This is a genomic window from Aeromonas dhakensis (assembly GCF_002285935.1).
Classification (GTDB): Bacteria; Pseudomonadota; Gammaproteobacteria; order Enterobacterales; family Aeromonadaceae; genus Aeromonas; species Aeromonas dhakensis.
The window spans coordinates 1,655,205-1,679,403 of sequence record NZ_CP023141.1 but is presented as its reverse complement, the minus strand read 5'-3'; the positions used below and the strand labels follow the sequence as shown (position 1 = coordinate 1,679,403).

25 protein-coding genes are annotated in these 24,199 nt (G+C 60.5%); 18 read left to right on the top strand and 7 right to left on the bottom strand.

Going from position 1 to position 24,199, the window contains the following annotated elements:
- Positions 1-42: 42 nt before the first annotated feature.
- Complete coding sequence (locus CK627_RS08250) at positions 43-1,812, bottom strand: M4 family metallopeptidase (RefSeq protein WP_005309492.1); 1,770 nt, start codon at positions 1,810-1,812, stop codon at positions 43-45.
- A 352-nt stretch (positions 1,813-2,164) separates the two neighbouring features.
- On the opposite strand from CK627_RS08250, the gene CK627_RS08245 reads away from it, so the two are divergent.
- Positions 2,165-2,719: a GNAT family N-acetyltransferase gene (locus tag CK627_RS08245; protein WP_017764725.1), complete on the top strand. Its 555-nt coding sequence runs from the start codon at positions 2,165-2,167 to the stop codon at positions 2,717-2,719.
- Positions 2,719-3,270, top strand: a complete 552-nt coding sequence (gene rimJ / locus CK627_RS08240) for a ribosomal protein S5-alanine N-acetyltransferase (RefSeq protein WP_095592094.1) — start codon at positions 2,719-2,721, stop codon at positions 3,268-3,270. Before CK627_RS08245 ends, rimJ begins: the two co-directional genes overlap by 1 nt.
- Positions 3,271-3,369: 99 nt before the next feature.
- Here rimJ and CK627_RS08235 read toward each other — a convergent pair whose 3' ends face one another.
- The 3 genes from CK627_RS08235 to CK627_RS08225 form a co-directional block, all read right to left on the bottom strand.
- A complete protein-coding gene (locus CK627_RS08235) occupies positions 3,370-3,615 on the bottom strand; it encodes a hypothetical protein (protein WP_005309486.1) in 246 nt (81 codons plus the stop codon).
- A gap of 309 nt (positions 3,616-3,924) precedes the next feature.
- A complete protein-coding gene (locus tag CK627_RS08230; protein WP_095592093.1) occupies positions 3,925-4,974 on the bottom strand; it encodes an oxidoreductase in 1,050 nt (349 codons plus the stop codon).
- A 108-nt stretch (positions 4,975-5,082) separates the two neighbouring features.
- Complete coding sequence (locus tag CK627_RS08225; protein ID WP_017764728.1) at positions 5,083-6,246, bottom strand: multidrug effflux MFS transporter; 1,164 nt, start codon at positions 6,244-6,246, stop codon at positions 5,083-5,085.
- Positions 6,247-6,468: 222 nt separating this feature from the next.
- On the opposite strand from CK627_RS08225, the gene rdgB reads away from it, so the two are divergent.
- Together rdgB and hemW are read left to right on the top strand one after the other, a co-directional pair.
- Positions 6,469-7,065 (top strand): RdgB/HAM1 family non-canonical purine NTP pyrophosphatase, encoded by a 597-nt coding sequence (rdgB, locus tag CK627_RS08220; RefSeq protein WP_010675605.1) that lies wholly within the window; start codon positions 6,469-6,471, stop codon positions 7,063-7,065.
- Positions 7,066-7,197: 132 nt separating this feature from the next.
- The gene (gene hemW, locus CK627_RS08215; protein WP_095592092.1) at positions 7,198-8,343 is read left to right on the top strand and encodes a radical SAM family heme chaperone HemW; all 1,146 of its coding nucleotides are present in this window, start codon (positions 7,198-7,200) and stop codon (positions 8,341-8,343) included.
- Positions 8,344-8,597: 254 nt separating this feature from the next.
- Here the strand turns inward: hemW and CK627_RS08210 are convergent, their stop codons facing one another.
- From CK627_RS08210 to zntR, 3 genes are all read right to left on the bottom strand, one after another.
- Positions 8,598-8,816 carry an alternative ribosome-rescue factor A gene (locus CK627_RS08210; RefSeq protein WP_095592091.1) on the bottom strand — a complete coding sequence of 73 codons (219 nt, stop codon included), beginning with the start codon at positions 8,814-8,816 and terminating at the stop codon, positions 8,598-8,600.
- 120 nt (positions 8,817-8,936) lie between these two features.
- A complete protein-coding gene (locus CK627_RS08205) occupies positions 8,937-9,473 on the bottom strand; it encodes a dihydrofolate reductase family protein (RefSeq protein WP_095592090.1) in 537 nt (178 codons plus the stop codon).
- Entirely contained in the window at positions 9,463-9,900 is a 438-nt protein-coding gene (gene zntR, locus CK627_RS08200) for a Zn(2+)-responsive transcriptional regulator (protein ID WP_005309469.1), read from the bottom strand. The genes CK627_RS08205 and zntR overlap by 11 nt, the downstream gene beginning before the upstream one ends.
- Before the next feature lie 408 nt (positions 9,901-10,308).
- Between zntR and purH the strand changes: the two genes are divergently transcribed.
- From purH to CK627_RS08135, 14 genes are all read left to right on the top strand, one after another.
- Complete coding sequence (purH, locus tag CK627_RS08195) at positions 10,309-11,901, top strand: bifunctional phosphoribosylaminoimidazolecarboxamide formyltransferase/IMP cyclohydrolase (RefSeq protein ID WP_095592089.1); 1,593 nt, start codon at positions 10,309-10,311, stop codon at positions 11,899-11,901.
- A 110-nt stretch (positions 11,902-12,011) separates the two neighbouring features.
- Positions 12,012-13,301 (top strand): phosphoribosylamine--glycine ligase, encoded by a 1,290-nt coding sequence (gene purD / locus CK627_RS08190; RefSeq protein WP_095592088.1) that lies wholly within the window; start codon positions 12,012-12,014, stop codon positions 13,299-13,301.
- A 255-nt stretch (positions 13,302-13,556) separates the two neighbouring features.
- Positions 13,557-13,931 carry a cytochrome b562 gene (locus tag CK627_RS08185; RefSeq protein ID WP_005309462.1) on the top strand — a complete coding sequence of 125 codons (375 nt, stop codon included), beginning with the start codon at positions 13,557-13,559 and terminating at the stop codon, positions 13,929-13,931.
- On the top strand, positions 13,912-14,475 hold the full coding sequence (locus CK627_RS08180; protein WP_095592087.1) for a cytochrome b/b6 domain-containing protein: 564 nt from the start codon (positions 13,912-13,914) through the stop codon (positions 14,473-14,475). The genes CK627_RS08185 and CK627_RS08180 overlap by 20 nt, the downstream gene beginning before the upstream one ends.
- 531 nt (positions 14,476-15,006) lie before the next feature.
- On the top strand, positions 15,007-16,431 hold the full coding sequence (locus CK627_RS08175) for a tyrosine-type recombinase/integrase (RefSeq protein WP_058056776.1): 1,425 nt from the start codon (positions 15,007-15,009) through the stop codon (positions 16,429-16,431).
- A gap of 12 nt (positions 16,432-16,443) precedes the next feature.
- Entirely contained in the window at positions 16,444-17,409 is a 966-nt protein-coding gene (locus CK627_RS08170; RefSeq protein WP_058056777.1) for a DUF6387 family protein, read from the top strand.
- A 56-nt stretch (positions 17,410-17,465) separates the two neighbouring features.
- Positions 17,466-17,738, top strand: a complete 273-nt coding sequence (locus CK627_RS08165) for a helix-turn-helix domain-containing protein (RefSeq protein ID WP_227290100.1) — start codon at positions 17,466-17,468, stop codon at positions 17,736-17,738.
- A gap of 16 nt (positions 17,739-17,754) precedes the next feature.
- Entirely contained in the window at positions 17,755-18,075 is a 321-nt protein-coding gene (locus tag CK627_RS23235; RefSeq protein ID WP_081043458.1) for an ogr/Delta-like zinc finger family protein, read from the top strand.
- Complete coding sequence (locus tag CK627_RS08155; protein ID WP_095592086.1) at positions 18,072-18,701, top strand: GPO family capsid scaffolding protein; 630 nt, start codon at positions 18,072-18,074, stop codon at positions 18,699-18,701. Before CK627_RS23235 ends, CK627_RS08155 begins: the two co-directional genes overlap by 4 nt.
- Before the next feature lie 12 nt (positions 18,702-18,713).
- Positions 18,714-19,679, top strand: a complete 966-nt coding sequence (locus CK627_RS08150; protein WP_095592085.1) for a P2 family phage major capsid protein — start codon at positions 18,714-18,716, stop codon at positions 19,677-19,679.
- A gap of 4 nt (positions 19,680-19,683) precedes the next feature.
- Positions 19,684-20,397 (top strand): hypothetical protein, encoded by a 714-nt coding sequence (locus tag CK627_RS08145; RefSeq protein ID WP_095592084.1) that lies wholly within the window; start codon positions 19,684-19,686, stop codon positions 20,395-20,397.
- Positions 20,398-20,784: 387 nt separating this feature from the next.
- Positions 20,785-20,952 (top strand): host cell division inhibitor Icd-like protein, encoded by a 168-nt coding sequence (locus CK627_RS23010; RefSeq protein WP_236663931.1) that lies wholly within the window; start codon positions 20,785-20,787, stop codon positions 20,950-20,952.
- Entirely contained in the window at positions 20,949-21,200 is a 252-nt protein-coding gene (locus CK627_RS08140) for a hypothetical protein (RefSeq protein ID WP_019444965.1), read from the top strand. The genes CK627_RS23010 and CK627_RS08140 overlap by 4 nt, the downstream gene beginning before the upstream one ends.
- Entirely contained in the window at positions 21,197-23,920 is a 2,724-nt protein-coding gene (locus CK627_RS08135) for a DUF927 domain-containing protein (protein WP_095592083.1), read from the top strand. The genes CK627_RS08140 and CK627_RS08135 overlap by 4 nt, the downstream gene beginning before the upstream one ends.
- Positions 23,921-24,199: the final 279 nt, after the last annotated feature.

Below are 24,199 nucleotides of genomic sequence, written 5' to 3'. Positions count from 1 at the left end.
GGACAAGTCCGGCGCTTCACTGTTGTCAACGGCCACTGATGATCAGTAGCTGGCCTTGAGGGTCACCCCGGAGAAGGCGCTGAAGGCGCTCAGCTGCACGTTCCAGGTCCCCGCCTTGGGCGAGTTCAGGGTGCAGGTCTCGGCGTTGCCGCTCTTGTAGGGGCGGCAGTCATAGCTGCTGCTGGTCGGCACGCTGCCGAACTTCACATAGAGGTCCGCATCGCCGGTACCGCCGCTGCTGGCGATCACCAGCTGGCTCTTGCCGGCCGGCACGTCGATGGTGAAGTTCAGCTTGCCACCCTTGGCGGCGGAGAGACCGGTCACCGGTACCCCGTTTTGCAGCACGCTGCCAGTGGGCGGAGTGGTGCCACCACAGGTGGCATTGACCCCGACCGTGGTAAAGGCGGCCGCCACGTCGGTCACGCTGTAACCGAGATCGGTCGCCGCCTTGGTCACGCCGCAGGCGCCCTGATCGAAGGTGGTATTGGCGCCCCAGTAGAGACGGTTGGCCAGCACGAACACTTCGAAGGCCTTGCGGGTATTCCAGCCGCTGGTGTTGGCCAGCAGGTAGAAGGCGCGGTTGTAGACACCCGAGCTGTGGTGCACGTCAATGCCGTCATAGTAGTCGCTGGCGTGGCCGATGGAGCGGCCATCCCGGGTCGGATCCTCGAAGTAGCGCAGGGAGCCGTTGCCCTTGAAGATCTGGGCGCCCACCAGCCAGTCGTTGCTGCCCTTCATGTAGTTCTCGGCCGCTTCCCCCGCCATGTCGGAGAAGGCCTCGTTGATACCGCCCGACTGACCGGAGTAAACCAGCCCCGAGTTCTGCTCGGTAAAGCCGTGGCTCACCTCGTGGGCTGCCACGTCCAAGCTCACCAGCGGATAGAAGGTGGTGGCACCGTCACCGAAGGTCATCTGGCTGCCGTCCCAGAAGGCGTTCTCGTAGTTGCGGCTGTAGTGCACCCGCATCTTCAGCTTGAAGGTCAGCGGCGCCGTGTTGTACCAGTTGCGGTACATGTCGAACACCACGTTGCCGAAGTAGTGGGCATCGTTGAGGGGCGAGTAGGCACCGTTGATCTCCTTGACCGTGTTCTCCGGGCAGGTGAACTGGTGGATGGTGCCGCCTGTGGTGGCGTGATTCATGTTGAGGGTGTCGACGTTGGCACTGGTCATGCGGCAGTTGTCGTCCACCTGCAGCGGGCCGAAGTCGGAGCCGTAGAAATATTTGCCGGTCTTGATGTTGCCGCCCGGGCCGGTGGCATCCTTGTGGTTGATCCCTTCCCAGCGCTTGAGCTCGTTGCCGGTCTGGGCATCGATCATCACGAAGGGACGGCTCGGCTCTTCGCTCGCCGCCAGCCAGGAGACCAGATAGACCAGCTTGGCCTGACCCGCGTCATCCTGCATCACGAACAGCTTGACCCGCTCGTTGCTGCCCTTGGCCCCGGCCCGCGCCTTGCTGGCGGCATCGGCCGGCGACAGGGCCGCGGTCGGGCTGGCCAGATCGGCATCGATCTGGCGCAGGATCTGACCGGAGACCTGGCTGATCTGGCCACCGAGGGACTGCTCGGCCACCAGCACCTGACCCCAGACCGGGATACCGTGCCAGGTCTGCTCATAGCGCACCCGCTGCTGGCCGTTGGGCAGCTTGACTGCCCGCACCTGGCGGAACTCGCCATCCCCGGCCAGCGCGCTGACGCCGGCGGCACCGCTCGGTGCTCCCTGAATGCCGGCAACCTGATGTACGTCAACCTGTTCTGCAGCCAAGGCTGCGCTTCCCCAGCAGGCCAATACCACGGCCAAATAGACTTTGTTCATCCGTCTTTTCCTTAAGTCGATGAAGATTACACACCGGGTCCGTTGCCCAGCGCTCCTACACTAGTTGGCGCGATCGGAATTGCTGCCTGTCATATGTGACAGCCCAGCATGAATCGATAGCAGAATCTGCTGTTGCCTGTTTTTGGTAGCGTAAAGAGCCGAAAAAATGGCGAATAACACCAGGAAAGGCCGAACAATGACAAGGCGCCCCAATGACGGTCGGAGCCGCCCCTCCATATGGGGATAGCGCAGCCTTGATAACGGCTGAAAGTCCTTGGCTAACAAGGGGTTGATTGGCTACATTGGCGGTTCGACGGCCCATTGCGGGCCCCTGCGGCAACGGGAGGTGCGGATGTTTTCATGGCAACTGGATGACGAGCTGGCGCTGCTGTTCCTGCAGCCCGACATGGCCAGCGAACTCTTTGCCCTCTGTCGGGAGAATCGCGACTACCTGACCCAGTGGCTGCCCTGGCCCCCCTACATTCAGCAACCCGCCGACAGCGCCACCTTCATCCGCCACGCCATCGAGAAGTTTGCCCGCGGCGAGGGGCTGACCACCGCCATCGAGTATCAGGGGGAGGTGGTCGGCGTCATCGGTTACAACCAGATCGACAAGGCACTGGCCAAGGTCAGCATCGGCTACTGGCTGGCCGAGCGCTGGCAGGGCAACGGCATCATCACCCGCGCCTGCCAGGCCCTGATCCATCACGCCTTCGAGGAGATGGGGATGGAGAAGGTGGAGATCAGCGCCGCCATCGACAACGAGCCCAGCCGGGCCGTCTGCGAGCGCCTCGGCATGCAGCAGGAGGGGATCACCCGCCGTGCCGAGCGGCTGGCCGACAGAGTCGTGGATCACGTTCACTACAGTCTGCTGCGCGACGAGTGGCTTGGGCAGAGGGATCACTGATGGCACTGCCACACCTGTGCACGCCCCGCAGCCGGCTCACCGTACTGCCCCCCGAGCGGGCCGATCTGATGCTGGATTTCTATCTGCGCAACCGCGCTCACCTCACCCCCTGGGAGCCCAGCCGGGACGAGAGCTTCTATACCCTGAGCCACTGGCACGGCCGACTGCGCGACAGCTACGGCCAGTTCTTCAACGGCAGCGGGGTGCACCTGGTGGCGCTCGAGCCGAATGGCGAGCAGGTGATCGCCACCTGCAACTTCACCAACATCCTGATGGGTGCCTTCAAGGCCTGCCACCTGGGCTACGCCATCGATCAGGCCCACCAGGGACAGGGGCTGATGCAGGAAATCGTCGGGGCCGGCATCGACTATCTGTTTCGGGAGCACGGCCTGCACCGCATCATGGCCAGCTACATGCCGGCCAATCAGCGCAGCGGCGCCCTGCTCGAGCGGCTCGGCTTCGAGCGGGAGGGGTACGCCAAAGACTACCTGATGATCAACGGCCGCTGGGAGGATCACATCCTCACCTCCCGCCTCAATCCGGCGTGCTAGCCGGCGAGTGTCCAGCCCAAGGCGGGGAGCTGGCCCGAGCGGACATAAAAAACGGGCCCGAAGTCACCTTCGGGCCCGTTCTTCAGATGAGGTGCAGGCTTAGTTGGCCTTGGCATCGCTCACTGCGGCTTCTGCCTTGGTGGCTACGTCAGCGGCAGCCTTCTCAACGGTTGCAGTCGCTTCGGAAGCAGCCTTCTCTACGGTAGAGGTGGCTTCGCTAGCGGCTTTCTCAACAGTTGCAGCAACGTCGGCGGCCGGAGTAGCGGCCGGTGCGGCGGCTTCTTCTTTCTGACCACAAGCGGTCAACATCAGACCCAGGATACCGGCTACCAGTACTTTGTTCATGTGCATACCCTCAGAAAAATATGGAGAGATGGTCGGTACAACCATCACAGTGCGTCCTTTCACCCGGCGAAAAAACCATATGCCGGGAGCCAAGAGGCGCGCGAAATATATCCCCATACGCGCCCAATGAAAACGAGTATCACAATGATATTTTCTCGTTGGTTGGATGAAAAGAACTACTACAGCGACAAACATTAATACAAAACACTGTAAACGGCGCAGTTTTGTACAATAAAACGCCGCAGGCCCCGTGATGGCTGGCAATAAACGGTTATTGCATGGTGCCGGCCATCACGCACATAGACCGCCTCAGTCAGACAGGATCTGACAAGCCAGCCGCTTACCCTCGCGAGCGCTGTCGCGGGCCAGGTCCAGCAGCGCCATCACCGCCAGCGCCTCGCCGGCCGGCACCGGGTTGTCGCCTTCCCCACGGATGGCGGCACAGACGCCGCGATAGTAGGCGCCGTAATCCCCCGCCTCGCCGGCCACGCTCTGCTGCTGCAGCTGACCATCGCGGATCCGGCTGAGCTGGCCGGGTTCGTTGTCCACCCCCCAGTCTGCCGCCGGCGGCCGCTTGCCGAGCTTGAGCTGCTCCTCCTGCACATCCATGCCGAACTTGATGAAGGAGCCCTCGCTGCCGTGGATGACGAAACGCGGCATGGTGGCCGACACCAGGCAGCTGCCGTGCAGCACGACCCGCATCTCGCCATAGCCGAGCACCACGTGGAAGTAGTCATCCGCCAGCGCGCCGGGGCGCTGCTGGGCCAGATCCGCCTGCAGCCAGTCCGGCTGACCGAACAGCTGCAGCGACTGATCGAGGATATGGGGGCCGAGATCAAACCAGAGGCCGGAGCCCGGGCCACCCGCCTCGCGCCAGCGCTGACGCACCTCGGGACGATAGCGATCAAAGTGGGACTCGAACTGGGCAACCTGACCGAGCACCCCCTCCGCCAGCAGGCGGCGTACGGTGAGAAAGTCCCCGTCCCAGCGCCGGTTGTGGAAGATGCTGAGCAGTCGCTGCTGCTTCTGCGCCAGCTCGACCAGCGCCTGCGCCTCGGCCAGGTCCAGGGCGAACGGCTTGTCGATCACCACGTGCTTGCCGGCCAGCAGCGCCTCGCGGGCGATGGGGGCATGGGTGTCGTTGGGGGTGGCGATCACCACCAGATCGACCGAGGGGTCTGCCAGCACCTCGGCCAGCGAACCGACCCGGCAGCCGGGCAGATCGCTCTGCACCCTGGCGGCATCCCGGCTCACCACCCAGCCGAGGGAGAGCCCGGGCGTGCTGGTCAGAAACGGGGCGTGAAAGGTTTGGCCTGCAAAGCCGTAGCCCACCAAGGCGGCATTGATTGTGTGGCTCATCCGGTTTTCTCCACGGGTAGCTATGTCATGAGATGCAGGCGAACCTTTGGCCTGCCAAAAGAAAAGGGGGCCCAAGGCCCCCTGAGTGTGCCCATCAGAGCACAGGATTTATTGCAAACACAAGCGCCGGCCCTGGCGGGTCATCAGCACCAGCAGCGGGGGCAGCAACAGCCACATGTGCAGCGCCAGCTGGTTCAGCGGGTCGTGCATCAGCGCGCCGATGAAGCCCACCAGCGCACCGGAGCCGCTCATCTGGAACAGGCCGAGCAGGGCGGCGGCGGTACCGGCGCAGTGACCGAACGGTGCCAGCGCCATGCCGGCGGCAGAGCCCAGGATCATGGCAAAGCCGATGCTGGAGAGGAACACCGGGCCCATCATGGCCAGCGGATGCGCGATGTGCATCGACAGGCTCAGGGAGATGGCGGAGAGCAGCAGCACCAGCAGACCGATGCGCAGGGTGCGTCTTGGCCCCACTCTGGCGATGAAACGGGGTGCCAGGAAGCAGGCCAGGATGTTGAGCGCCGCGTTGGCCGCAAACCAGTAGCTGAAGCCGCTCATGTCCAGCCCCAGCCTCACCATCAGTTGCACCGGCGCCGCGGTGACATAGGCCAGGATCACCGCCATCGCCAGCATGCACAGCGTCGCGTTGAACAGGAAGCTCGGGGAGCGCAGCACCGGGCTGTAGCGCGACCAGCTGATGAGCGGGCCGCCGCTGCGGGTCTCTTCCGGACGGGTCTCCGGCATCCGCCACAGCAGCCAGCTGCCGACGATGACCGCATAACCGGCCATAAACCAGAAGTTGGCCGACCAGCCCGCCTTGGCGGTGAGCCAGCCACCGAGCAAGGGGGCCAGCGCCGGAATGAAACAGATGGCACCGTTCAGGTAGGAGATCATCTGACCGCTCTTCTTGGGGCCGTAGCTGTCACGTACCACCGAGAAGGCGGCCACCGAGGTGGCACAGGCGCCGAGGCCCTGCAGCACCCGCGCCAGCATCAGCTCGCCGAGGCTGGCGGCAAAGCCGGCACCCAGGGCGCTCAGACCGTAGAGCAGCACGCCGCCGAGGGCGATGGGCTTGCGGCCGTAGCGATCGGCCAGCGGCCCCACCAACAGTTGCCCCAGTCCCATGCTGAACAGGAACCAGGTAATGGTGCCCTGCATCAGGGTTACCTCGGCGCCTAGCTGCTCGGCCATCTGCGGAATGGCGGGCAGGTAGATGTCGATGGCCAGCGGACTGAACAGCACCAGGAGTACAAGCAGAAGAATCAATGGCATCAGTCACCTCGTGGCATGGGGGAAATGGATTGGGGCGCGAGTCTACTGACTCACAGTAATGAATTGAAATGGTATTTAATCACTTCTGTTATTCCATTCAGGAAACATTCATTTTATCCACATCTTGCCATGACCCCGGTGAGGGTGATCCAGGGCAATTGGCGCTTTTCCTGGGCGCCAGCCCCGCATAGAATGCGCAGATTATTTTTGCGGAGGTGCTCGATGAACAAGCTTGTCCTGGCAACAGGGAACCAGAAAAAGGTGAAGGAATTGGCCGCCATGCTGGCCGATATGAAGATCCAGGTGATCCCACAGAGCGAGTTTGCGGTCTCCGATGCCGACGAGACCGGCACCACCTTCGTCGAGAATGCCATCATCAAGGCCCGCCACGCCGCCCGCGTCACCGGCCTGCCGGCCGTGGCCGACGACTCCGGCCTGGAAGTGGATCTGCTGCACGGCCGCCCCGGCGTCTACTCCGCCCGTTTTGCCGGCGCCGGTGCCAGCGACAAGGAGAACATCGACAAGCTGCTGGCCGAGCTGAAAGGCGCCCCGGATTACCTGAAAAGCGCCCGCTTCTGGTGCGTGCTGGTCTACATGCGCCACGCCGACGATCCCACCCCCATCATCTGCCAGGCGAGCTGGGAGGGGATGATCATCGACGAGCCGCGCGGTCAGCACGGCTTTGGTTATGACCCTGTGTTCTTCGTCCCCGATCACGACTGCACCTCGGCCCAGATGCCGGCCGAGCTCAAGAACCAGCTTAGCCATCGCGGCCAAGCCCTGGCCAAGCTGAAGGCGGCCCTGGCGGCGGTCAACTAAAGCGCTGCCTCCCGCCGCGTTGTCATCTACAATGGGGGCCGTCGGCCCCCGTTTCGTTCGCGGCGCCCGGCCCGTTGTCATCGGCAACCAGGGCCACCCGACCCCTTTTGATTTTTGAATACTGGAAACCCCATGCTGCAACTGCCGCCCCTCTCCCTCTATATCCACGTGCCCTGGTGTGTCCAGAAGTGCCCCTATTGCGACTTCAACTCCCACGCCCAGAAGGGGGAGCTGCCCCACCTCGAGTACGTGGCGGCCCTGCTGGAGGATCTGGAGCAAGACCTGCACTGGGCCCAGGGGCGTCCCCTCTCCTCCATCTTTATCGGCGGTGGTACCCCGAGTCTTCTGAGCGTGGAGGCCATGCAGACGCTGCTGGACGGGGTGCGCGCACGCATCGCACTCACTGCGGACTGCGAGATCACCATGGAGGCCAACCCGGGCACGGTGGAGGCGGACAAGTTCGCCGGCTTCCAGCGGGCCGGCATCAACCGCATCTCCATCGGGGTACAGAGCTTCCAGCAGGAGAAGCTGACCCGGCTCGGCCGCATCCACGGCCCCGAGGAGGCGCGCAAGGCCGCCGAACTGGCTCACGCCATCAAACTTCCCACCTTCAACCTGGATCTGATGCACGGCCTGCCGGATCAGAGCCTGGAGGACGCACTCTATGACCTGCAGCAGGCCATCGACTGCGCGCCGCCGCACCTCTCCTGGTATCAGCTCACCATAGAGCCGAACACGGCGTTCGCCTCCAAGCCGCCCACCCTGCCGGAAGATGACACCCTGTGGGAGATCTACGAGCAGGGCCACGCCATGCTGACCGCCCAAGGCTATCAGCAGTACGAGATCTCGGCCTATGCCAAGGCGGGCTACCAGTGCCGCCACAATCTCAACTACTGGCGCTTCGGCGACTATCTGGGGATCGGCTGCGGCGCCCACGGCAAGGTGACGGATCTCGCCAACCAGCAGATCCTGCGCACCGCCAAGGTGAAGCATCCCAAGGGATATCTGGACCCGAGCCGCCCCTATCTGGACGAACAGTGGCAGGTGAGCACGGACGATCTGCCGCTCGAGTACTTCATGAACCGGTTCAGATTGTTTGAACCGGCCCCCAAGGCGGAGTTCGAGGCCTACACCGGCCTTGAATTGGAGCGGGTAGAAACCATGCTGACCATCGCCCAGAGCAAGGAGCTTATCGAGGATCTCGGCGACAGCTGGCAGCTCACCCCCCTCGGCCATCGCTATCTCAACGTGCTGCTCGAACTCTTTATGGACGAGTGAATACGGGTTCACTCTCTTGCGGCAAGAGAGTGAATCAGCACCAGCGAATAGAAAAACAATCAGGGCGCCATTGGCGCCCTGATTGTTTTGGTTCCAAGAACCTGTTCACGGTCTGTCACGAGAGGCTGTCAGCAAGGTGAAGAGCTGCGCAGGAACCGGAGTGTGTAAGTACACATGAGGATTGCGAGCAGCACATGAGCCTTGATTACGGCCTCGCAGCAAGATCGTGGACAGGTGCCAAAGCAGAAACCCGCTCAGCAGCAGACGCTTACCATCTGCTGTTGGCCGGGCTCCCACCGCTTGCCGTGCTTGGCCTTGCGCTGATAGCTGCCCTTGCCCTTCTTGTTCGGTTCGACCCGGGCCTGGAACAGGGGGGAGGTCACCAGTGCCTTGAGGTGGTTGTCCTGAATGATGCCGCGCTGATGTTCGCAGGCGGATTCGGTGGTGACCCGGGTCACCTTCTTCTTGGCCATATGGGCTCCTTGATGGGATTGTCGTGTTTGCCCAGCGCCCCTGCCCCCACAGAACCGGGGCTGGCGGCGAAAAACGCGCCGATTGTGCGCCTCTCCCGGCCCACCTGCAAGGGGGGATCTTCAGGTCGGTTGATAGACGACCCGCACCAGCCCGCTCGGCAGCACGGTACTGGACACAGGCCTCAGCGCGCCGGGCAGGGATCCAGCAAAGAGCGGCACCCCGCATCCCAGAGTGACCGGCCCCCAGAACAGGATCAGCTCGTCCACCAGGGCCCCTTGCAGACCCTCCCTCACCAGCTCGCCGCCATCCAGGTAGAGGTGGCGGCTGCCCGCCTGCCACAGCTCGTCCAGCACCTGCGCCAGCGCCCCCTGCCGGAAGGAGACGTGCTCACGGGGAGCGGCGGGTCTGTGGGTCAATACCACCACCGGCTTGTCACCATAGAACCACTCGGGAAAGGCGCTCACAGTGTCATAGGTGTTGCGCCCCATCAGCAGGGTATCAACACTCGCCATCAGCGCGCCGTAGCCGGTCTCTTCCTGGGAGTCGCCGTTGTAGGGTTCAAGCCAGGCCAGATCGCCCCCCTCCCCGGCAATGAAGCCATCGAGGGAGAGGGCGAGAAAGGCGGATACCCGGGGCCGGCGCAGCTCAGTGCTCATGGTCGTGGTGCTCGTGGCGGGAGGGAGCACCGGACTCCAGCGTCTCCAGGATGGCGCAGTGCTCCGCCGAGCGCGGGCCGCCGCAGCAGATGTTGGAGAGCTCCCGCAGGTTGTCGCGAAAACGGGTCAGCTCGACGATCTTCTGCTCCACCTGTTCGAGCTTGGTGTCGGCCACCGCCTTCACCTCCTGGCAGGTGACCTTGGCCTTGTTGGTGTCGAGATCCAGCAGCTCGCCGATGTCGGCCAGCGAAAACCCCACCGACTTGGCGCGGATGATGAACTCCAGCCGCCGCTTGTCCTGCTCGCCATAGAGGCGATAGCCGGACTCGTTGCGAATGCCCGGCGAGATGAGACCGTTTTTCTCGTAAAAGCGCAGAGTATCCGCCTTCACCCCGCACGCCTTGGCCAGCTCCCCGATCCGATACATGCCTTTCTCCCTCCCAAATGAGTCAAGAACCACAACCGGCACCCACTATCGCCCCTTTGCCGGACGATTGCCAGTCGGCGGCGGGAAAGAGGATGCGGCCACCCTTTTGCCATCAAGACACTGAAAAGACAAACGTTTCACAAAAAACCACCAGAAAACGTTTAACACCGCACCAGACAAGGCTTTGTCACTTTAAAAAATCCACCACGGGTCACATTTTTTGTGTAGAATACGCGCCCACAAGAGAGCGACGCGTCAAGCGGGTATTTCCTAAAACGCTTTTGCCTGGCGGCAGGTTTCAGGCGAGAGCGGTTTGCGAAATCCCCCACTTCCATTTATTTGGGGACTCTCTGTGTTGAGCCTCGCCTCCCATGGAACGGTCCCCGTTATGCTGAGGACGATAGTGTGATGGAACAAGCTCGACCCATTCGCCGTGCACTGCTGAGTGTGTCTGACAAGACTGGCATCGTGGAATTTGCCAAGGCACTCAACGAGCGCGGCGTGGCCCTGCTCTCCACCGGTGGTACCGCCAAGCTGCTGGCCGAGGCGGGTCTGCCGGTGACCGAGGTCTCCGACTACACCGGATTCCCCGAGATGATGGACGGCCGGGTCAAGACCCTGCATCCCAAGGTCCACGGCGGCATTCTCGGCCGTCGCGAGCAAGACGACGCCATCATGGCTCAGCACGCCATCTCCCCCATCGACATGGTCGTGGTCAACCTCTATCCCTTCGCCGCCACCGTCGCCAAACCCGATTGCACCCTGGCCGATGCGGTCGAGAACATCGACATCGGCGGCCCGACCATGGTTCGCTCCGCCGCCAAGAACCACAAAGATGTGGCCATCGTAGTCAAGGCAGCCGACTATGACCGTGTCATCCGCGAGATGGATGGCAACGGCAACAGCCTGAAACTGGCCACCCGTTTCGATCTGGCCATTGCCGCCTTCGAACACACCGCCGCCTACGACGGCATGATCGCCAACTACTTCGGCACCCTGGTTCCCTCTTACGGTGACAACAAGGAGGGTGACGAGGAGTCTCGCTTCCCGCGCACCTTCAACACTCAGTTCATCAAGAAGCAGGACATGCGCTACGGCGAGAACAGCCACCAGGCTGCCGCCTTCTATTCCGAGGAGCAGGCCGCACCGGGCTCGGTGGCAAGCGCCATCCAGCTGCAGGGCAAGGCCCTCTCCTACAACAACATCGCCGACACCGACGCGGCGCTGGAGTGCGTCAAAGAGTTCAACCAACCGGCCTGTGTCATCGTCAAGCACGCCAACCCGTGCGGCGTGGCCATCGGCAGTGACCTGCTGAGCGCCTACGAGCGCGCCTGGCAGACCGACCCCACCTCCGCCTTTGGTGGCATCATCGCCTTCAACCGTGAACTGGATGGCGCCACCGCCAAGGCCATCGTCGAGCGTCAGTTCGTCGAGGTGATCATCGCCCCCACCGTGAGCCAGGCGGCTCGCGACGCGGTCGCCGCCAAGCAGAACGTACGGCTGCTCGAGTGCGGCCAATGGACCGCGCCGGCACAAGGCTTTGACTTCAAGCGCGTCAACGGCGGCCTGCTGGTGCAGGAGCGCGACCTTGGCATGGTGACGCTCGGGGATTTGAAGGTGGTCAGCAAGCGCCAGCCCACCGAAGCTGAGCTAAACGACCTGCTGTTCTGCTGGAAAGTGGCCAAGTTCGTCAAATCCAACGCCATCGTCTACGCCAAAGACGGCCAGACCATCGGCGTCGGCGCCGGCCAGATGAGCCGCGTCTACTCGGCCAAGATTGCCGGCATCAAGGCCGAGGATGAAGGGCTGACCGTGGCGGGCTCCGTCATGGCCTCCGACGCCTTCTTCCCGTTCCGCGATGGCATCGACGCCGCGGCCGCCGCCGGTATCTCCTGCGTCATCCAGCCCGGTGGCTCGATGCGCGATCAGGAGGTGATCGACGCCGCCGACGAACACGGCATGTGCATGCTGTTCACCAACATGCGCCACTTCCGTCACTGATGGATCAGGGCCGCCGCCGGCGGCCCTTTTGTTGTCTCTTTTCACCTGGCTATTTTCACCGGCGCAGGCCCTAGGCCCGCCCGTGACCCCGAATAGAAGCGAGCGATACGATGAAAGTACTGATCATTGGCAACGGCGGCCGTGAACACGCCCTGGCCTGGAAGGCCAAGCAATCCCCCCTGGTGACCCGGGTCTTCGTCGCCCCCGGCAATGCCGGCACCGCCCACGAAGGGAGTATCGAGAACGTGGCCATCTCGGCTACCGACATTCCGGCCCTGCTGGCGTTTGCCAAGGAGCAGCGCATCGGTCTGACCATCGTCGGGCCGGAAGCGCCGCTGGTGAAAGGGGTGGTCGATGCGTTCCGCGCCGAGGGGCTGGCCATCTTCGGCCCGACCGCCGCCGCCGCCCAGCTGGAGGGCTCCAAGGCCTTTGCCAAGGATTTTCTGGCCCGTCACGCCATCCCGACCGCCGAGTACCAGAACTTCACCGAGGTGGAGCCGGCCCTGGCCTACCTGCGCGAGAAGGGCACGCCCATCGTCATCAAGGCTGACGGCCTGGCCGCCGGCAAGGGGGTCATCGTTGCCATGACCCTGAGCGAGGCCGAAGAGGCGGTGCGTGACATGCTCTCCGGCAACGCCTTTGGTGACGCCGGGGCCCGGGTGGTGATCGAGGAGTTCCTCGAGGGGGAAGAGGCGAGCTTCATCGTCATGGTGGACGGCGAGCACGTGCTGCCGATGGCCACCAGTCAGGACCACAAGCGGGTGGGCGATGGCGATACCGGCCTCAACACCGGCGGCATGGGGGCTTACTCCCCCGCCCCCGTGGTCACCGACGAGGTGCATCGCAAGGTGATGGAGCGGGTGATCATGCCGACGGTGCGTGGCATGGCAGCCGAAGGCAACGTATATACCGGTTTCCTCTACGCCGGTCTGATGATCGATGGCCAGGGTAACCCCAAGGTGATCGAGTTCAACTGCCGCTTCGGCGATCCCGAAACCCAGCCCATCATGCTGCGCATGCGCTCCGATCTGGTGGAGCTCTGCCTGGCGGCCTGTGCCGGCAAGCTGGATCAGGTCGAGGCCATCTATGACACCCGCGTCGCCATCGGCGTGGTGCTGGCCGCCGGCGGTTATCCCGGCGACTACCAGCAGGGCAAGCCCATCAGCGGCCTGCCGGTGGAAGAGGCGAGCGGCGAGAAGGTATTCCACGCCGGCTCCCGCATGGAAGGCGATACCGTGGTCACCGCCGGGGGGCGCGTACTGTGCGCCACGGCTCTCGGCCACACGGTCGCCGAGGCGCAGCAGCGGGCCTATCAGCTGGCCGGGCGCATCAAGTGGGACGGCGTCTTCTACCGCAACGACATCGGCTGGCGCGCCATCGAGCGTGAACAACAGCAGTAATGAACAGGGCCCGCAAGGGCCCTCTCTTTAGCTTGCCCTCGGCCAGCCTGGCAGCATGGATCATATGGCATGGTTCGATTGGCTCAACATCCTCCTTGCATCTCCCCCCTCCCTGTTACCCTTTGTGACAAAAAACAGCAATATTCACAAACAGTTCACGTACTGTCATGGCATCATGCCTGTGATGAATCCAGATAAGGGTTCATAAGAAACCACATAGAATCGATAAGCATGTCGTTTAAATAAGGAAATCCCATGTTGAAAACTGTACGCCCCCTGTTGCTGCCCCTGATGTTTGGCCTGATGACCCTGCCCGCCATGGCCGGTGAGCTGGAGCAGCCGATGAAGAAGATCGGCTTCAACTACAAGCAGGCGGTCAAGGCCGAGGATGCCGCCACCATGGAGAAGTACATCAACGAGATGAAGGCACAGTTCGACATCGCCAAGCAGAAGAACATGCCGGCCGCCAAGAAAGAGAAGTTCCTGGAAGGCATGAACGAAGTGCAGACCGAACTGGACGCCAGCCTGGCGGCTCTCAAGGCGGGTGACGAAGCCAAGGCGCGCGAGCACCTGGCCAAGGTCAACGACCTGAAGAAGGAGTACCACAAATATGCCAAACAAAAAGGCTGATCCCTTCCACTGGGATAGTCTGGTCCGCCTCACCCACTGGGGTGTGGCGGCCATCTGTGTCGGCAACCTCTGGCTCAACGAGGCGGGCGAGGAGTGGCACGAGCGGCTGGGTTACCTGGCCATCGCCCTGATCAGCCTGCGCCTGGCGTGGGGGCTCTCGTTTGCCAAGGGTCATGCCCGGTTGCGAGCCCTCATCCCAAGCCGGGAAGATTTTCGCCAGCAAGCGGTGGAGCTGCGCGAGCGCACGCCACCGGCCCCCGGCCACCACGGCAGCGGCAAGCTGGCGGTATGGACGCTCTGGCTGCTGATCCTCGCCACCGCCGGCACCGGCTGGTTCCAGAATACCGAGATGGGGTTCGAACTGGGGGCTGACGACTGGCACGTCTGGTGCACCTGGGCCCTGCAGGGCATGATAGCGCTGCACCTGCTGGCCATCCTGTTCACCTCCTGGCGCCAGCGCAGCAATCTGGTGAGACGCATGTTGCCCGCCCGACGCCCGGGCGCCCCCAAGCAGGCCCCCATCCAGCAGGATCAGGGCTCCTGACCCTGTTTGAGGCGAAACGCCAGAAAGCAAAAAGGCCGCTCATGATGAGCGGCCTTTTTATGGAATTTGGTGGCCCCTGCCCGACTTGAACGGGCGACCAATCGATTATGAGCGTGGGGAAAATGCATTTTACTGTATTTACGTACAGTATATGATGTTATATAAATCAATATCTTAGAGCGAGCCGCTCATTTTATGACCTTCCCTGATCTTCCCCTATATTCTCCCTCTGTCATATCCTATAGATATCCTTTTTCGACCAATCGATTTTTAGGATACCTGGATCGATTGGTCGGCCAAGAGCAGGCTAGCCAGGGAAAGGAGCAGCAAACGCCACTCCCCCCTTGGGCCAAAAAAGGTCGCATAGGGTTTAAATATTGAGGTTACAGAGGTTACAAGGTTACATCTCTCTACAGGCCACGGTTTTACTGGGTTTGTTTGTAACCTCACCATAAATAGTCAGAGGTTACAGAGGTTACAAGACCTGTCTTGCCTGCCCTTCCTCTGGCTAGCCTGGTTGGTGGGAGGAAGATGAAAGCGTTCAAATTCACCAAGGCCACGATCGATGCACTGCCCCGCGCACCAGAGGGGAAGCAGGTCGAGTACTGTGATGCCATGGTGCAAGGGCTGAGGCTTCGGGTCGGGGCCACTGGAACCAAGTCGTTTAGCGTGGCCAAGAGGAAAGAGGGGCGCTTTATCAGGGCGACCTTGGGGCGCTATCCGGCATTGACCATCGACATGGCCCGCGCCAAGGCGCTGGAGATCCTGGGAGACGTGGCCATCACTGGCCAGAACCCCAACGTGATCCGCCGCGAACAGGATAAGCTGAAAGTCACCCTGGGCGAGGCGATAGATGCCTACCTTGCCAGCCGTGGCGACCGGATCAGAGCAGAGACGGCCAAGCACTACCGCGCCGATCTCAACAACTACTCCGGCGACTGGATGACGATCCCCTTGGTCAAACTCACGCGGGAAAAGATCGAGGTTCGCCACAAGGCCATCACCGAAGGGTTACCCAGTGCCTGGCACGGCGCATCGCCAGAGTTTCGCAAGGCGGGCACCGGCAAGGGCAGCAAGGCGCAGGCTGACCGCTGGGCGCGCACACTGCGGGCCGTGTGGCGCTTTGCCCGTGATCACTATCGGGATGCCAATGATCGGGTCATGCTGCCCGAGCCACCGACCGAAGTCCTGAGCAGCAAGCGGCTTTGGCACAACACCCCCAGACGCAACGACCGGATCCGCACCCATGAACTGAGGCGCTGGCTGGATGCTGTGGAGCAGGTCAGGCAGCACGCCATCGACTGGCGGGACGATACGACCGCCACCGTCTGCGATGCCATCGACATGGCGCTGTTTACGGGGTTACGCCGCGCTGAAGTATTCCAGCTCACCTGGGATCGGGTCAGCATGAGTGGCGGCTACTTCTGGATTGACCAGACCAAGAATGGTGATCCGCTGGAGCTGCCGATCACCGATACCCTGCTCACCATTTTCCGCCGCCGTTGGCACTGGAACCTGAAACAGAGCCGGTTTGTGTTCCCTGGTCGCAATCCGGATCGCCCTATCCATGAGCCGCGCCGTGTCATAGCCAAGATCTGCGCGGCCACTGTACCGAACCCCAACCCTGACGGCCTACCGCCGCTCGAGTTCAAATGCCACGATGCCCGCCGTACCTTCGGCACTGTGGCCGAACTGGCCGAGGTCGGTCAGTACACCATCAAGCGCCTGATGAACCACCGCACCCTGCGCAGTGCAGATGTCACCCAGGGTTACATCCACTTCACCGCAGACGAGCTGCGCAAACCGGCAACCAGGATTGAACGGGATATTTTGGAATACGCAGGCCGCCTAGATAGTAAAAATAATGCCAATAGTAATTTGTTGACTATTTTTGCCACGCTGCCAGAAAACGAGCAGCGCCGATTATTGTTAAGCCTGCATAATAATATTGGTTGAGAAGGGATTTAAATGTTTTTACAAGCATGGTTTGAGAATGAGGATTTTCGGGAGGCACAGGCTTCTGGTATTTTTACGAAGAGTTTTGCAGCTCTGTGTCAGATGGGTAAGTATCATGATTTGACAAGCCTTACATCGAAAGACTTAATCGAACAACTCTGTTTGAGAGCAAGAATACTTGATGTGTTCATTAATGAAGATGCTACGACGGAATATTACTTTAATGCATGGTTTGATATGTTTGAATCTGATTCAGTTATTATCCATGAGCAAGAGCAAGACTCACTAAAAATTGATATTAATCGAATGCTATCGGCGAGTGAGCTATCTCACATTGAGTTAATGGCATGGCGTGGGGCATCTGGCATTGGCATGGAGCAGCCACAAGATTGTGGCACAAACACTCTGGCTTCACAGCATAGCGTCAAACCTTTATCTGTTGCTACAGTTAAACATATGTCAGCAATTTCACACAAAAATAAATATAGGGACATGGACGACTTTAGTGCCAACTATATCTACCATCCTGTATCTGAAGCGTTTTCTTATGAGCATAAAGAGGCGTATGGAAGGTTAGTAGCAATGAGTGTTAACCTGTCCGACTACACAGATGATGAGATACTTGATGACTTGGCCAATTTACTTAAAAGTTGGAGAAAGGATACGGATACACCATCCAAGCCGGAACCATCTAAGGCCAGCAGTATTAACCTAAAAAAGATAATCAATAACAGATATATATTGTTACTAGATGGGATGATTTATGGGCGAATCTTGAACGGGACAATAACCGATGAACTTCTTATTAATCATGTGTATCCACACTTAGAAATTCAGCCTGACTCTTTCCGAAAGACGTATAAGCGAAATGCGCGAGCTTTCGCCAGTCCGCAATGCCTCAATACGTGGGAAAAGACACTGACCAACCTGGGATTGTGGGGAAAGCCCGTACAAGAGGCTTTGCAGAAAAAATTCTGACCATGATCGGAAGAAAAATCGGGTGATTTTTCTTCCTCCCCGCAATCGCGCCCTATATGGAAAATCAGCAGCATCCGAGCAAAACCAAGGGTGCCTGTATGAAATCCGCAATACACCAGAACACTCCGCAACGCCTCACCCGCCGTGAGGCTGCCGCCTACCTTGGGTTGTCCGAGAAAACCCTTGGGGTCTGGGCCAGTAATGGTCGGTACGAGATCCCTTACTACAAACTCGGCAACCGTACCCTCTACGAACGCGCCGATCTCGATGCGTTCCTCGCCTCCCGCAAGATGCTGCATTCCAGCAAACCTGCGAACCCCATCCAATAACCCTGGAGGTACTCACATGCGCGTGATGTGTACCGAGTGCGGTCAGTTGGGCCGCATTACCAAGACCAACCGCCTGACGGCGGGGGTCGCCAATCTCTATTGCCAGTGTACCGATGCCGAGTGTGGTCACTCTTGGGTGTCCACGCTGGCCTATAGCCACACGTTGAGCCCCTCGGCCAAGAAAGCCACTGCGATGGCCATCACGCTGGCGCAAGGGCTGTCGCCCGAGGCGCACGGCTCACTGTGCAAGAGCGTGAACGAGCGCCAGCAGCAGCTCGACATACTGGCCGCGCAAGAGCGGGAAAAACCGGTAGTTACACTGCGGAGGGTGGTATGAGTAGCCAAGTCAAAACCGGCTGGGTGTGCATCGCCACGGCGGGGCCAACACTGGATGGCCGCAATATCAGCCCCGAGAGCCTGCGCCAGATGGCTGAGGCATATGACCCAAGTTTCTATACCGCGAGGCTCTGGCCAGAGGGGGCGCGCACTCGCCCGCTTGGCTCTGTGGATGCCTTGAAGGTGCAGGAAGAAGCGGGCCAGCTCAAGCTGATGGCAATACTTTGCCCGACCCTTGAGCTGATTGACCTCAACACCAGCGGCAGCCACGGCTTTTGCACCATTGAGGCGGCTGAAAACTTTGCAGGCACCGGCCAGTGGTATCTGGCGGGGGTCTCTGTCACCGACCAGCCGACCATCACGGGGCTGACCCAACTGCAATTTAGTGCCAAGCGGCCCGAGGCGCGCCCGCTTTTGGTGCCTGCTTCTTTGCCTGTGCCCGTCCCCACCAAGCCGGTGAACCGGACACCAGACCCTGACCGCATGTTCAAGCAGCTGGAAACCTTGGTGTCGGATATCGACAGCATCAACAAAAAGCTCGCCAGCATGATGCCCTGCCCACCAGACCCGCCCACTGCTGGCCGCCGCGATAACCCCGACTCTGACAACACCTACCGCCTCTACTAAGGAGCCTTTCTGATGACTTTATCTGACCTGCTGCGCGATGTGCGCATGAGCTTTGCCCCCGCGCCGCAACCCAGTTTCGGCAACCTTGACAACGCCACCAGTATGGCCCTGACGGCGGCCATTTTGCAGGCCGTCCCGTTCCTGTGGATGGTCTCTATCTTGGGTGTGGATGACCCGCACGCCCCGCGCTTTGACCCGCTCAAGCCAACCCTGCGCAGTGGCCGCAAGGCGCAAGCGCGTTTCATGGTTCCGGCCAAGCCGAGCAAACGGGCTCACCAATACGAAGAGATGGACAGCAGCGTTATCTGGACATGGCAACAGCTGGCCCAGATGCTGGAAGGGCTCGACCAGCGCCAAGCCAACAACCTGCTCGAAGAGCTGGCCTTGGCCGCTTTTGGTGATGACCTGATACGGATCGGTTTCCATGGCCAGTCTGCCGCCGTCAATACCGACCCCGTTGCGAACCCCAACGGGGAGGATGTCATGGTGGGCTGGCCCGCCTTGGCCAAGGCGGCTGACCCCGAGGGGCTGCGGGTGCTGCGCGATGCGGTCACCTTCTCCACAAGCGGCAAGGGCGATTTCGCCGACCTCGACAGCATGGTCTATGCCCTGATTGATAAGTTGCCCGAGGCGTACCGCCAAGACCCGCGCTTGGTGGTGATGGTCGGTGGCGACCTGCTGCGCGCTCACCAGAGAGCCCACCTCAAGGCCGGACAGGTGAGGGATAAAACCCAGCGCATGAAGATTGCGGACTTGGGCTTTGTTTCGCACCAGCACATGCCGAGCACCTATCTGGCCATCACGTTGGTCGAGAACCTGCAAGTGCTCACCGTCAACCACACCCACCGACTCACGGCGGGCGACATTGACGACTTGGCCAGCTGGGGCATTCGCTACAACCGCGCCCAGACCTACGCCTTGGGCGAGCCGACCGCCTACGCCGCTTTTGATGCCATCACCCTTGCCACCGAGGAGTAACCCCATGCAACAGACCTCCACCTTGCAGGCGGTGCCGACTGCCTCCGCTGCCACCCGAGCCAGCCGACTGGATGAACACGTGGCCCTGTTTCAAAGCGAGCACAGCAAGCTGATGGAACTCGACCAAGAGATATTGACCTTGCGCGAGCAGCGCAAAAACCTGATGGCGCAGATCCCGTCAGCCAAGGCGCGCCGCGAGGAGCTGCGCCAAGGGCGGATTAACCAGCTGATGGGCGGGGTGGTGTCGCTGGAGGCGGCGCAGGAGTACCGCGAGTTGACCGAGCTGCTGGACGATGCCAAGGCGGCAGCCAGCTTGTCGGAGTGTCAGGAGAAGCGTTTGGCGTTGCCGCTCTATCAGACCCAGCTGGCGGTGAACAGTGCCCAGAGCATGGTCGCGGGATGTTATGAAAGCTACCTCGACCACAAGCTGGCTCCCACCATCTTGCCCAACCTCAGGCAGCAGCTGGCCGAACTGGCGGCCCTCACCCGCGCCAAGGGCTGCATCATCGGGATGGAAGGTGCGCGCCGCTGGGCGCTGAACGAATTGGGTTCGGCCCTCAAAGAGGCAATGAATGGCGAGCAGGTGGCGCTGGAGGGCGATAGCCCCGCCGCCCGTAAGGCGTTGCTCACCTCAACCCGTCCCCAGTGCGCCGACTTGCTAGCCCTGTGTGACAGTCCAGGCAAACGCCAATGCCTGCAACGGGAGTTGGAGGAATAACCGCCCAGAAAAACAAAAGGGAGCCTGCCAGGGCTCCCTATTTGCTTACCCCACCCCCAAATCCAGAGGAGCAAGCCCATGCACCATAGCAAAGCCCCTGATCCCCAGCAAGAGTTGCATCCACAGATCAATTCGGATAGCCTTCCGATTACCAAGGGCCTAGACACCCCTTGGTATGGCTGGCGGATTAGACACCCGCAGGCAATGACTAAACCAAGGACAATTTGCACCATTTCCCCCATCTTCGGCCTCATGCCGGAGATCTATCCTTTTTTGGGGGCATGGGTCGGGAGCCAAAGAAAACGCCCCCACTGTGCCTTCCTTGGTTTGGCACTGTCTTGCGGCTACCCGATCCGCCTTGGTCTACCAAAACCAAGGACTGTAATCATGATCTTCACCTTCCTGATCGCCACCCATGGCAAGGTCTCTGACCTTCACCGTATACGCACCATTTCTGCCGTCGCTGATACCGAAGCCCAAGCGCGCGCCAATCTGCCTGGCTTGCCGCTCGTGTTTGTTGCCCGTATTCCCAATGCGAAAAGGGGGCAAGCATGAACATCCATCAGAACCCCTCAAAAGAGCTTACCCGCGTCACTGCTGAACTGGATACGTCAGTGTGTGCCCTTCATACCCTTTCCCATTTGTTGTCCGCCAGCGTGGATTGGGAGCGTAAGAGCCGCATCGACCATGAAGAGTTTACCTATGGCCTTTCCGGCCTGCTCAAGGCACTGGCGAAAGACATAGACACCAACTCTTGCCGGATCAGTGAGCTGAATGATCGGCTGCCTGGAGGTGAGTCATGACCTCTATTCGAATTGTCTCTGATGTCTCCCTGGCAGCCCGTGGCCAATGGCCCTTTATCCTGGCTGAACTTGGCCTATCAGTTCCCAAGCGTGGCCAGCATGGCCCATGCCCTGCCTGCGGTGGCAAAGACCGGTTTCGCCTGGACGACAAGGAGGGGCGGGGCACCTGGATTTGTTCCCAGTGCGGCGCCGGTGATGGCTTAACCCTGCTGGCCAAGGCCACTCACAAGAGCACCAAGGAGGCCGCCCAAGAGGTGGCCACCTTGCTCGGGTTATCCCCAGAAGGGCTGGATGCAAACGAGGTAGCCGCCCGCCGTCAGAACGCCGAGCTGGTCGCAGCCAAAGCCAGACAGAATGAAGAGAAAGCCAAGCGCAAAGCCTGCACCAGGGCCGCCTCAATCATGGGGGATTGCATTAAGGGCCGTAGCCCCTATCTCTCCCTCAAGCACCTGCCCGACTGGCTGGCAGATACCAATCAGACCCTGATCCGAGAAGCGCGGCACAACTTCCCTCAGGGCTCCCTGGTTATCCCGCTCACGGATGAACATGATCAGCTGGTTAACGTCCAGCTCATCGACCCCCAGGGCGAAAAGCGCTATTTGGCCGGTGGCCAGAAAGCTGGCGCATTTCACCGGTTAACTGGCGGGTTACGGGTGGCAATCTGTGAAGGCTACGCAACGGGGGTCTCTGTCCATTTGGCGACAGGGGCAACCGTCTATTGCGCCATGGATGCAAGCAATCTGCTAGCCGTGGCGGAGATAGCCAAGCGCCGAGAAGGAGCGGAGCCGATCCTGATTGCGGGTGACAACGATGCCCATATTGATGGCAACCCTGGCCAAGCCAAAGCCCAAGAAGCAGCAACCGCGATAGGGGGGCTGCTCTGCCTTCCTGGTGAAGCTGGTGACTGGAACGATTACCACCAGGCCCATGGGCTGCTCGATACCAAGAAGGCGATCATGACATCTTTCACAGATACCAAGACCCCATCAGAACAAACACCAGAACTCCCCGACAACTACAGCATGGGGAAAGATCGCCTCTTCGCCATGGAGTGGCGCGGCAAGGGGGAGGAGGCCGAGCGGGTGCCAGTGCCTATCAGTTCTCCGCTGCATGTCAGGGCGATCACCCACACCGAGCAGGGCCAAGGCTTTGGCCGGTTGCTGGAGTGGCGGGATACCAACGGCAAGACCCGCCGTTGGGCAATGCCCATGCGCATGCTGGTTCACAAAGGCGGCGAGGAGGTATTCGGCCAGCTGGCAGAAAGCGGGCTCAGTTACATCAACATGAGCAAAAAGAACCTGCTGCGCGATTACCTGATGAGCTGCCAGCCGCAAGCCAGGATCACCTGTGTCGAGCGTACAGGTTGGCACAAGCGGGCTTATGTGCTGCCAAATGGCAACTTGGGGCCGGATGCCAACGAGGTGATCCTGCAAACCACCGGCTATGTGAATAACGACTTCACCATGTCCGGCACCTTGGCCGAGTGGCAAGCACAGGTTGCCGCCCTAGCGGTCGGCAATAGTCGGTTAGCCTTTGCCATGTCGTGTGCCTTTGCTGCTCCCTTGCTATCACTGATCGGGGTAGAGGGGGGCGGATTCCACCTGAAAGGCGAGAGTACCGATGGCAAGACCACCGTCATGATGGCTGCCGCCAGCGTGTACGGCCCCGAGGCGTTCGCCCATACCTGGCGAGCGACCGGTAACGCGATAGAAGGGATCGCCAGTCGCCGCAATGATGCCTTGCTGTGCCTGGATGAAATCAAGGAGGTGGATGGGCGGGAGGCCGGTCTGGTCGCCTATATGCTGGCCAACGGACAGGGCAAAGGCCGAAGCCGCCAAGATGGGGAGCTGCGCGAGCGCAAGCAATGGCGCTTGCTGTTCCTCTCTACCGGTGAGCTTTCCCTGGAAGACCACGCCGAGCAGGCGGGCCAGCGCACCTTTGCTGGTATGGAGATCCGTACCATCCAGATCCCGAGCGATACCGGCAAACATGGTGCGTTTGAGGAGTTGCACGGCATGACCGATGGCCGCCAGTTCGCTGATACCCTCCGCGAGCGACTGCAAAGCCAACACGGCACTGCTTTTCGTGCCTATGTCGAGGCATTGGCCAATGACTTGAACGGGCACAGTGCTTGGATGAAAGGGGAGATCCGCCGATTGGCTACGGCCATGACCCCAGAGGGGGCCGGTAATCAGGTCGGGCGGGCTATTAACCGCTTTGCCCTGGTAGCCGCTGCCGGTGAGTTGGCCACCCGCTTGGGTATCACAGGATGGCAAGCTGGAGAGGCCACCAACGCAGCACGAGCTTGTCTTGATGCGTGGCTGGCCGACCGAGGACACCTGGGCAACCAGGAAGACGCGGCAACCCTGCGCCAGATCCGCCAGTTCTTCACTGCTTACCAGTACAGCCGATTTGCGGATTGGGATGATAGCAATCACCGCCCATCCCAGATGGTGGGCTACCGAAAGAATCCGAAAGCGGGGGCTGATGAAGGGGTTATCTTCTTAGTTTTGCCTGAAGGTTGGAAAGAGATTAACCGTGGCCGCGATTTCAAAAAGGCAGCCAAACTAGCCTTAGCCGTTGGTTGGATCATTAAGGCTGCGCCAAACAAGACTCAAGCACTTGTTCGCCTTCCAGGAATGGAAAACAAACCGACCAGGGTGTATGTGCTCGGGCATCAAGTCTTGTCAGATGAAGCTGATGTGGCAGAGGAGGTATGAGTTTGCCACAAAGCGATTAGGGGTGCCAAAGCTAGCCCATCTTGTGCAAACAGAAAGGCCTTAATGGGCACCTTATCTAATAGAGCCTGTTTGTATGGCAACGCTTTGAACTGCCACGATTGGTCAATAGTGACCGCTAGCTGTCAGTTCAAGCGTGTCCTGTGCTGCCGGATGTATGCAAAATGAGTCGTTATGTCATTTTTTTCACCCATTATGGTGGACTTGGGGTCATTCGGTGTGCATAGTTGGCGCTAATAGACAAAATTTTGTCTAAAAGGG

Coding starts and splice junctions, on each gene's coding strand:
- CK627_RS08225 (WP_017764728.1), bottom strand. CDS start 6,246: ATGCCATTGATTCTTCTGCTTGTACTCCTGGTGCTGTTCAGTCCGCTG.
- CK627_RS08135 (WP_095592083.1), top strand. CDS start 21,197: ATGACCTCTATTCGAATTGTCTCTGATGTCTCCCTGGCAGCCCGTGGC.
- CK627_RS08180 (WP_095592087.1), top strand. CDS start 13,912: ATGCCAAACAAAAAGGCTGATCCCTTCCACTGGGATAGTCTGGTCCGC.
- CK627_RS08235 (WP_005309486.1), bottom strand. CDS start 3,615: ATGAACAAAGTACTGGTAGCCGGTATCCTGGGTCTGATGTTGACCGCT.
- CK627_RS08250 (WP_005309492.1), bottom strand. CDS start 1,812: ATGAACAAAGTCTATTTGGCCGTGGTATTGGCCTGCTGGGGAAGCGCA.
- CK627_RS08155 (WP_095592086.1), top strand. CDS start 18,072: ATGAGTAGCCAAGTCAAAACCGGCTGGGTGTGCATCGCCACGGCGGGG.
- purD (WP_095592088.1), top strand. CDS start 12,012: ATGAAAGTACTGATCATTGGCAACGGCGGCCGTGAACACGCCCTGGCC.
- CK627_RS08210 (WP_095592091.1), bottom strand. CDS start 8,816: ATGGCCAAGAAGAAGGTGACCCGGGTCACCACCGAATCCGCCTGCGAA.
- rimJ (WP_095592094.1), top strand. CDS start 2,719: ATGGCACTGCCACACCTGTGCACGCCCCGCAGCCGGCTCACCGTACTG.
- CK627_RS08245 (WP_017764725.1), top strand. CDS start 2,165: ATGTTTTCATGGCAACTGGATGACGAGCTGGCGCTGCTGTTCCTGCAG.
- CK627_RS08150 (WP_095592085.1), top strand. CDS start 18,714: ATGACTTTATCTGACCTGCTGCGCGATGTGCGCATGAGCTTTGCCCCC.
- CK627_RS08170 (WP_058056777.1), top strand. CDS start 16,444: ATGTTTTTACAAGCATGGTTTGAGAATGAGGATTTTCGGGAGGCACAG.
- CK627_RS08205 (WP_095592090.1), bottom strand. CDS start 9,473: ATGAGCACTGAGCTGCGCCGGCCCCGGGTATCCGCCTTTCTCGCCCTC.
- CK627_RS23235 (WP_081043458.1), top strand. CDS start 17,755: ATGCGCGTGATGTGTACCGAGTGCGGTCAGTTGGGCCGCATTACCAAG.
- CK627_RS08140 (WP_019444965.1), top strand. CDS start 20,949: ATGAACATCCATCAGAACCCCTCAAAAGAGCTTACCCGCGTCACTGCT.
- CK627_RS08145 (WP_095592084.1), top strand. CDS start 19,684: ATGCAACAGACCTCCACCTTGCAGGCGGTGCCGACTGCCTCCGCTGCC.
- CK627_RS08165 (WP_227290100.1), top strand. CDS start 17,466: ATGGAAAATCAGCAGCATCCGAGCAAAACCAAGGGTGCCTGTATGAAA.
- hemW (WP_095592092.1), top strand. CDS start 7,198: ATGCTGCAACTGCCGCCCCTCTCCCTCTATATCCACGTGCCCTGGTGT.
- CK627_RS08175 (WP_058056776.1), top strand. CDS start 15,007: ATGAAAGCGTTCAAATTCACCAAGGCCACGATCGATGCACTGCCCCGC.
- rdgB (WP_010675605.1), top strand. CDS start 6,469: ATGAACAAGCTTGTCCTGGCAACAGGGAACCAGAAAAAGGTGAAGGAA.
- zntR (WP_005309469.1), bottom strand. CDS start 9,900: ATGTATCGGATCGGGGAGCTGGCCAAGGCGTGCGGGGTGAAGGCGGAT.
- CK627_RS23010 (WP_236663931.1), top strand. CDS start 20,785: ATGATCTTCACCTTCCTGATCGCCACCCATGGCAAGGTCTCTGACCTT.
- CK627_RS08230 (WP_095592093.1), bottom strand. CDS start 4,974: ATGAGCCACACAATCAATGCCGCCTTGGTGGGCTACGGCTTTGCAGGC.
- purH (WP_095592089.1), top strand. CDS start 10,309: ATGGAACAAGCTCGACCCATTCGCCGTGCACTGCTGAGTGTGTCTGAC.
- CK627_RS08185 (WP_005309462.1), top strand. CDS start 13,557: ATGTTGAAAACTGTACGCCCCCTGTTGCTGCCCCTGATGTTTGGCCTG.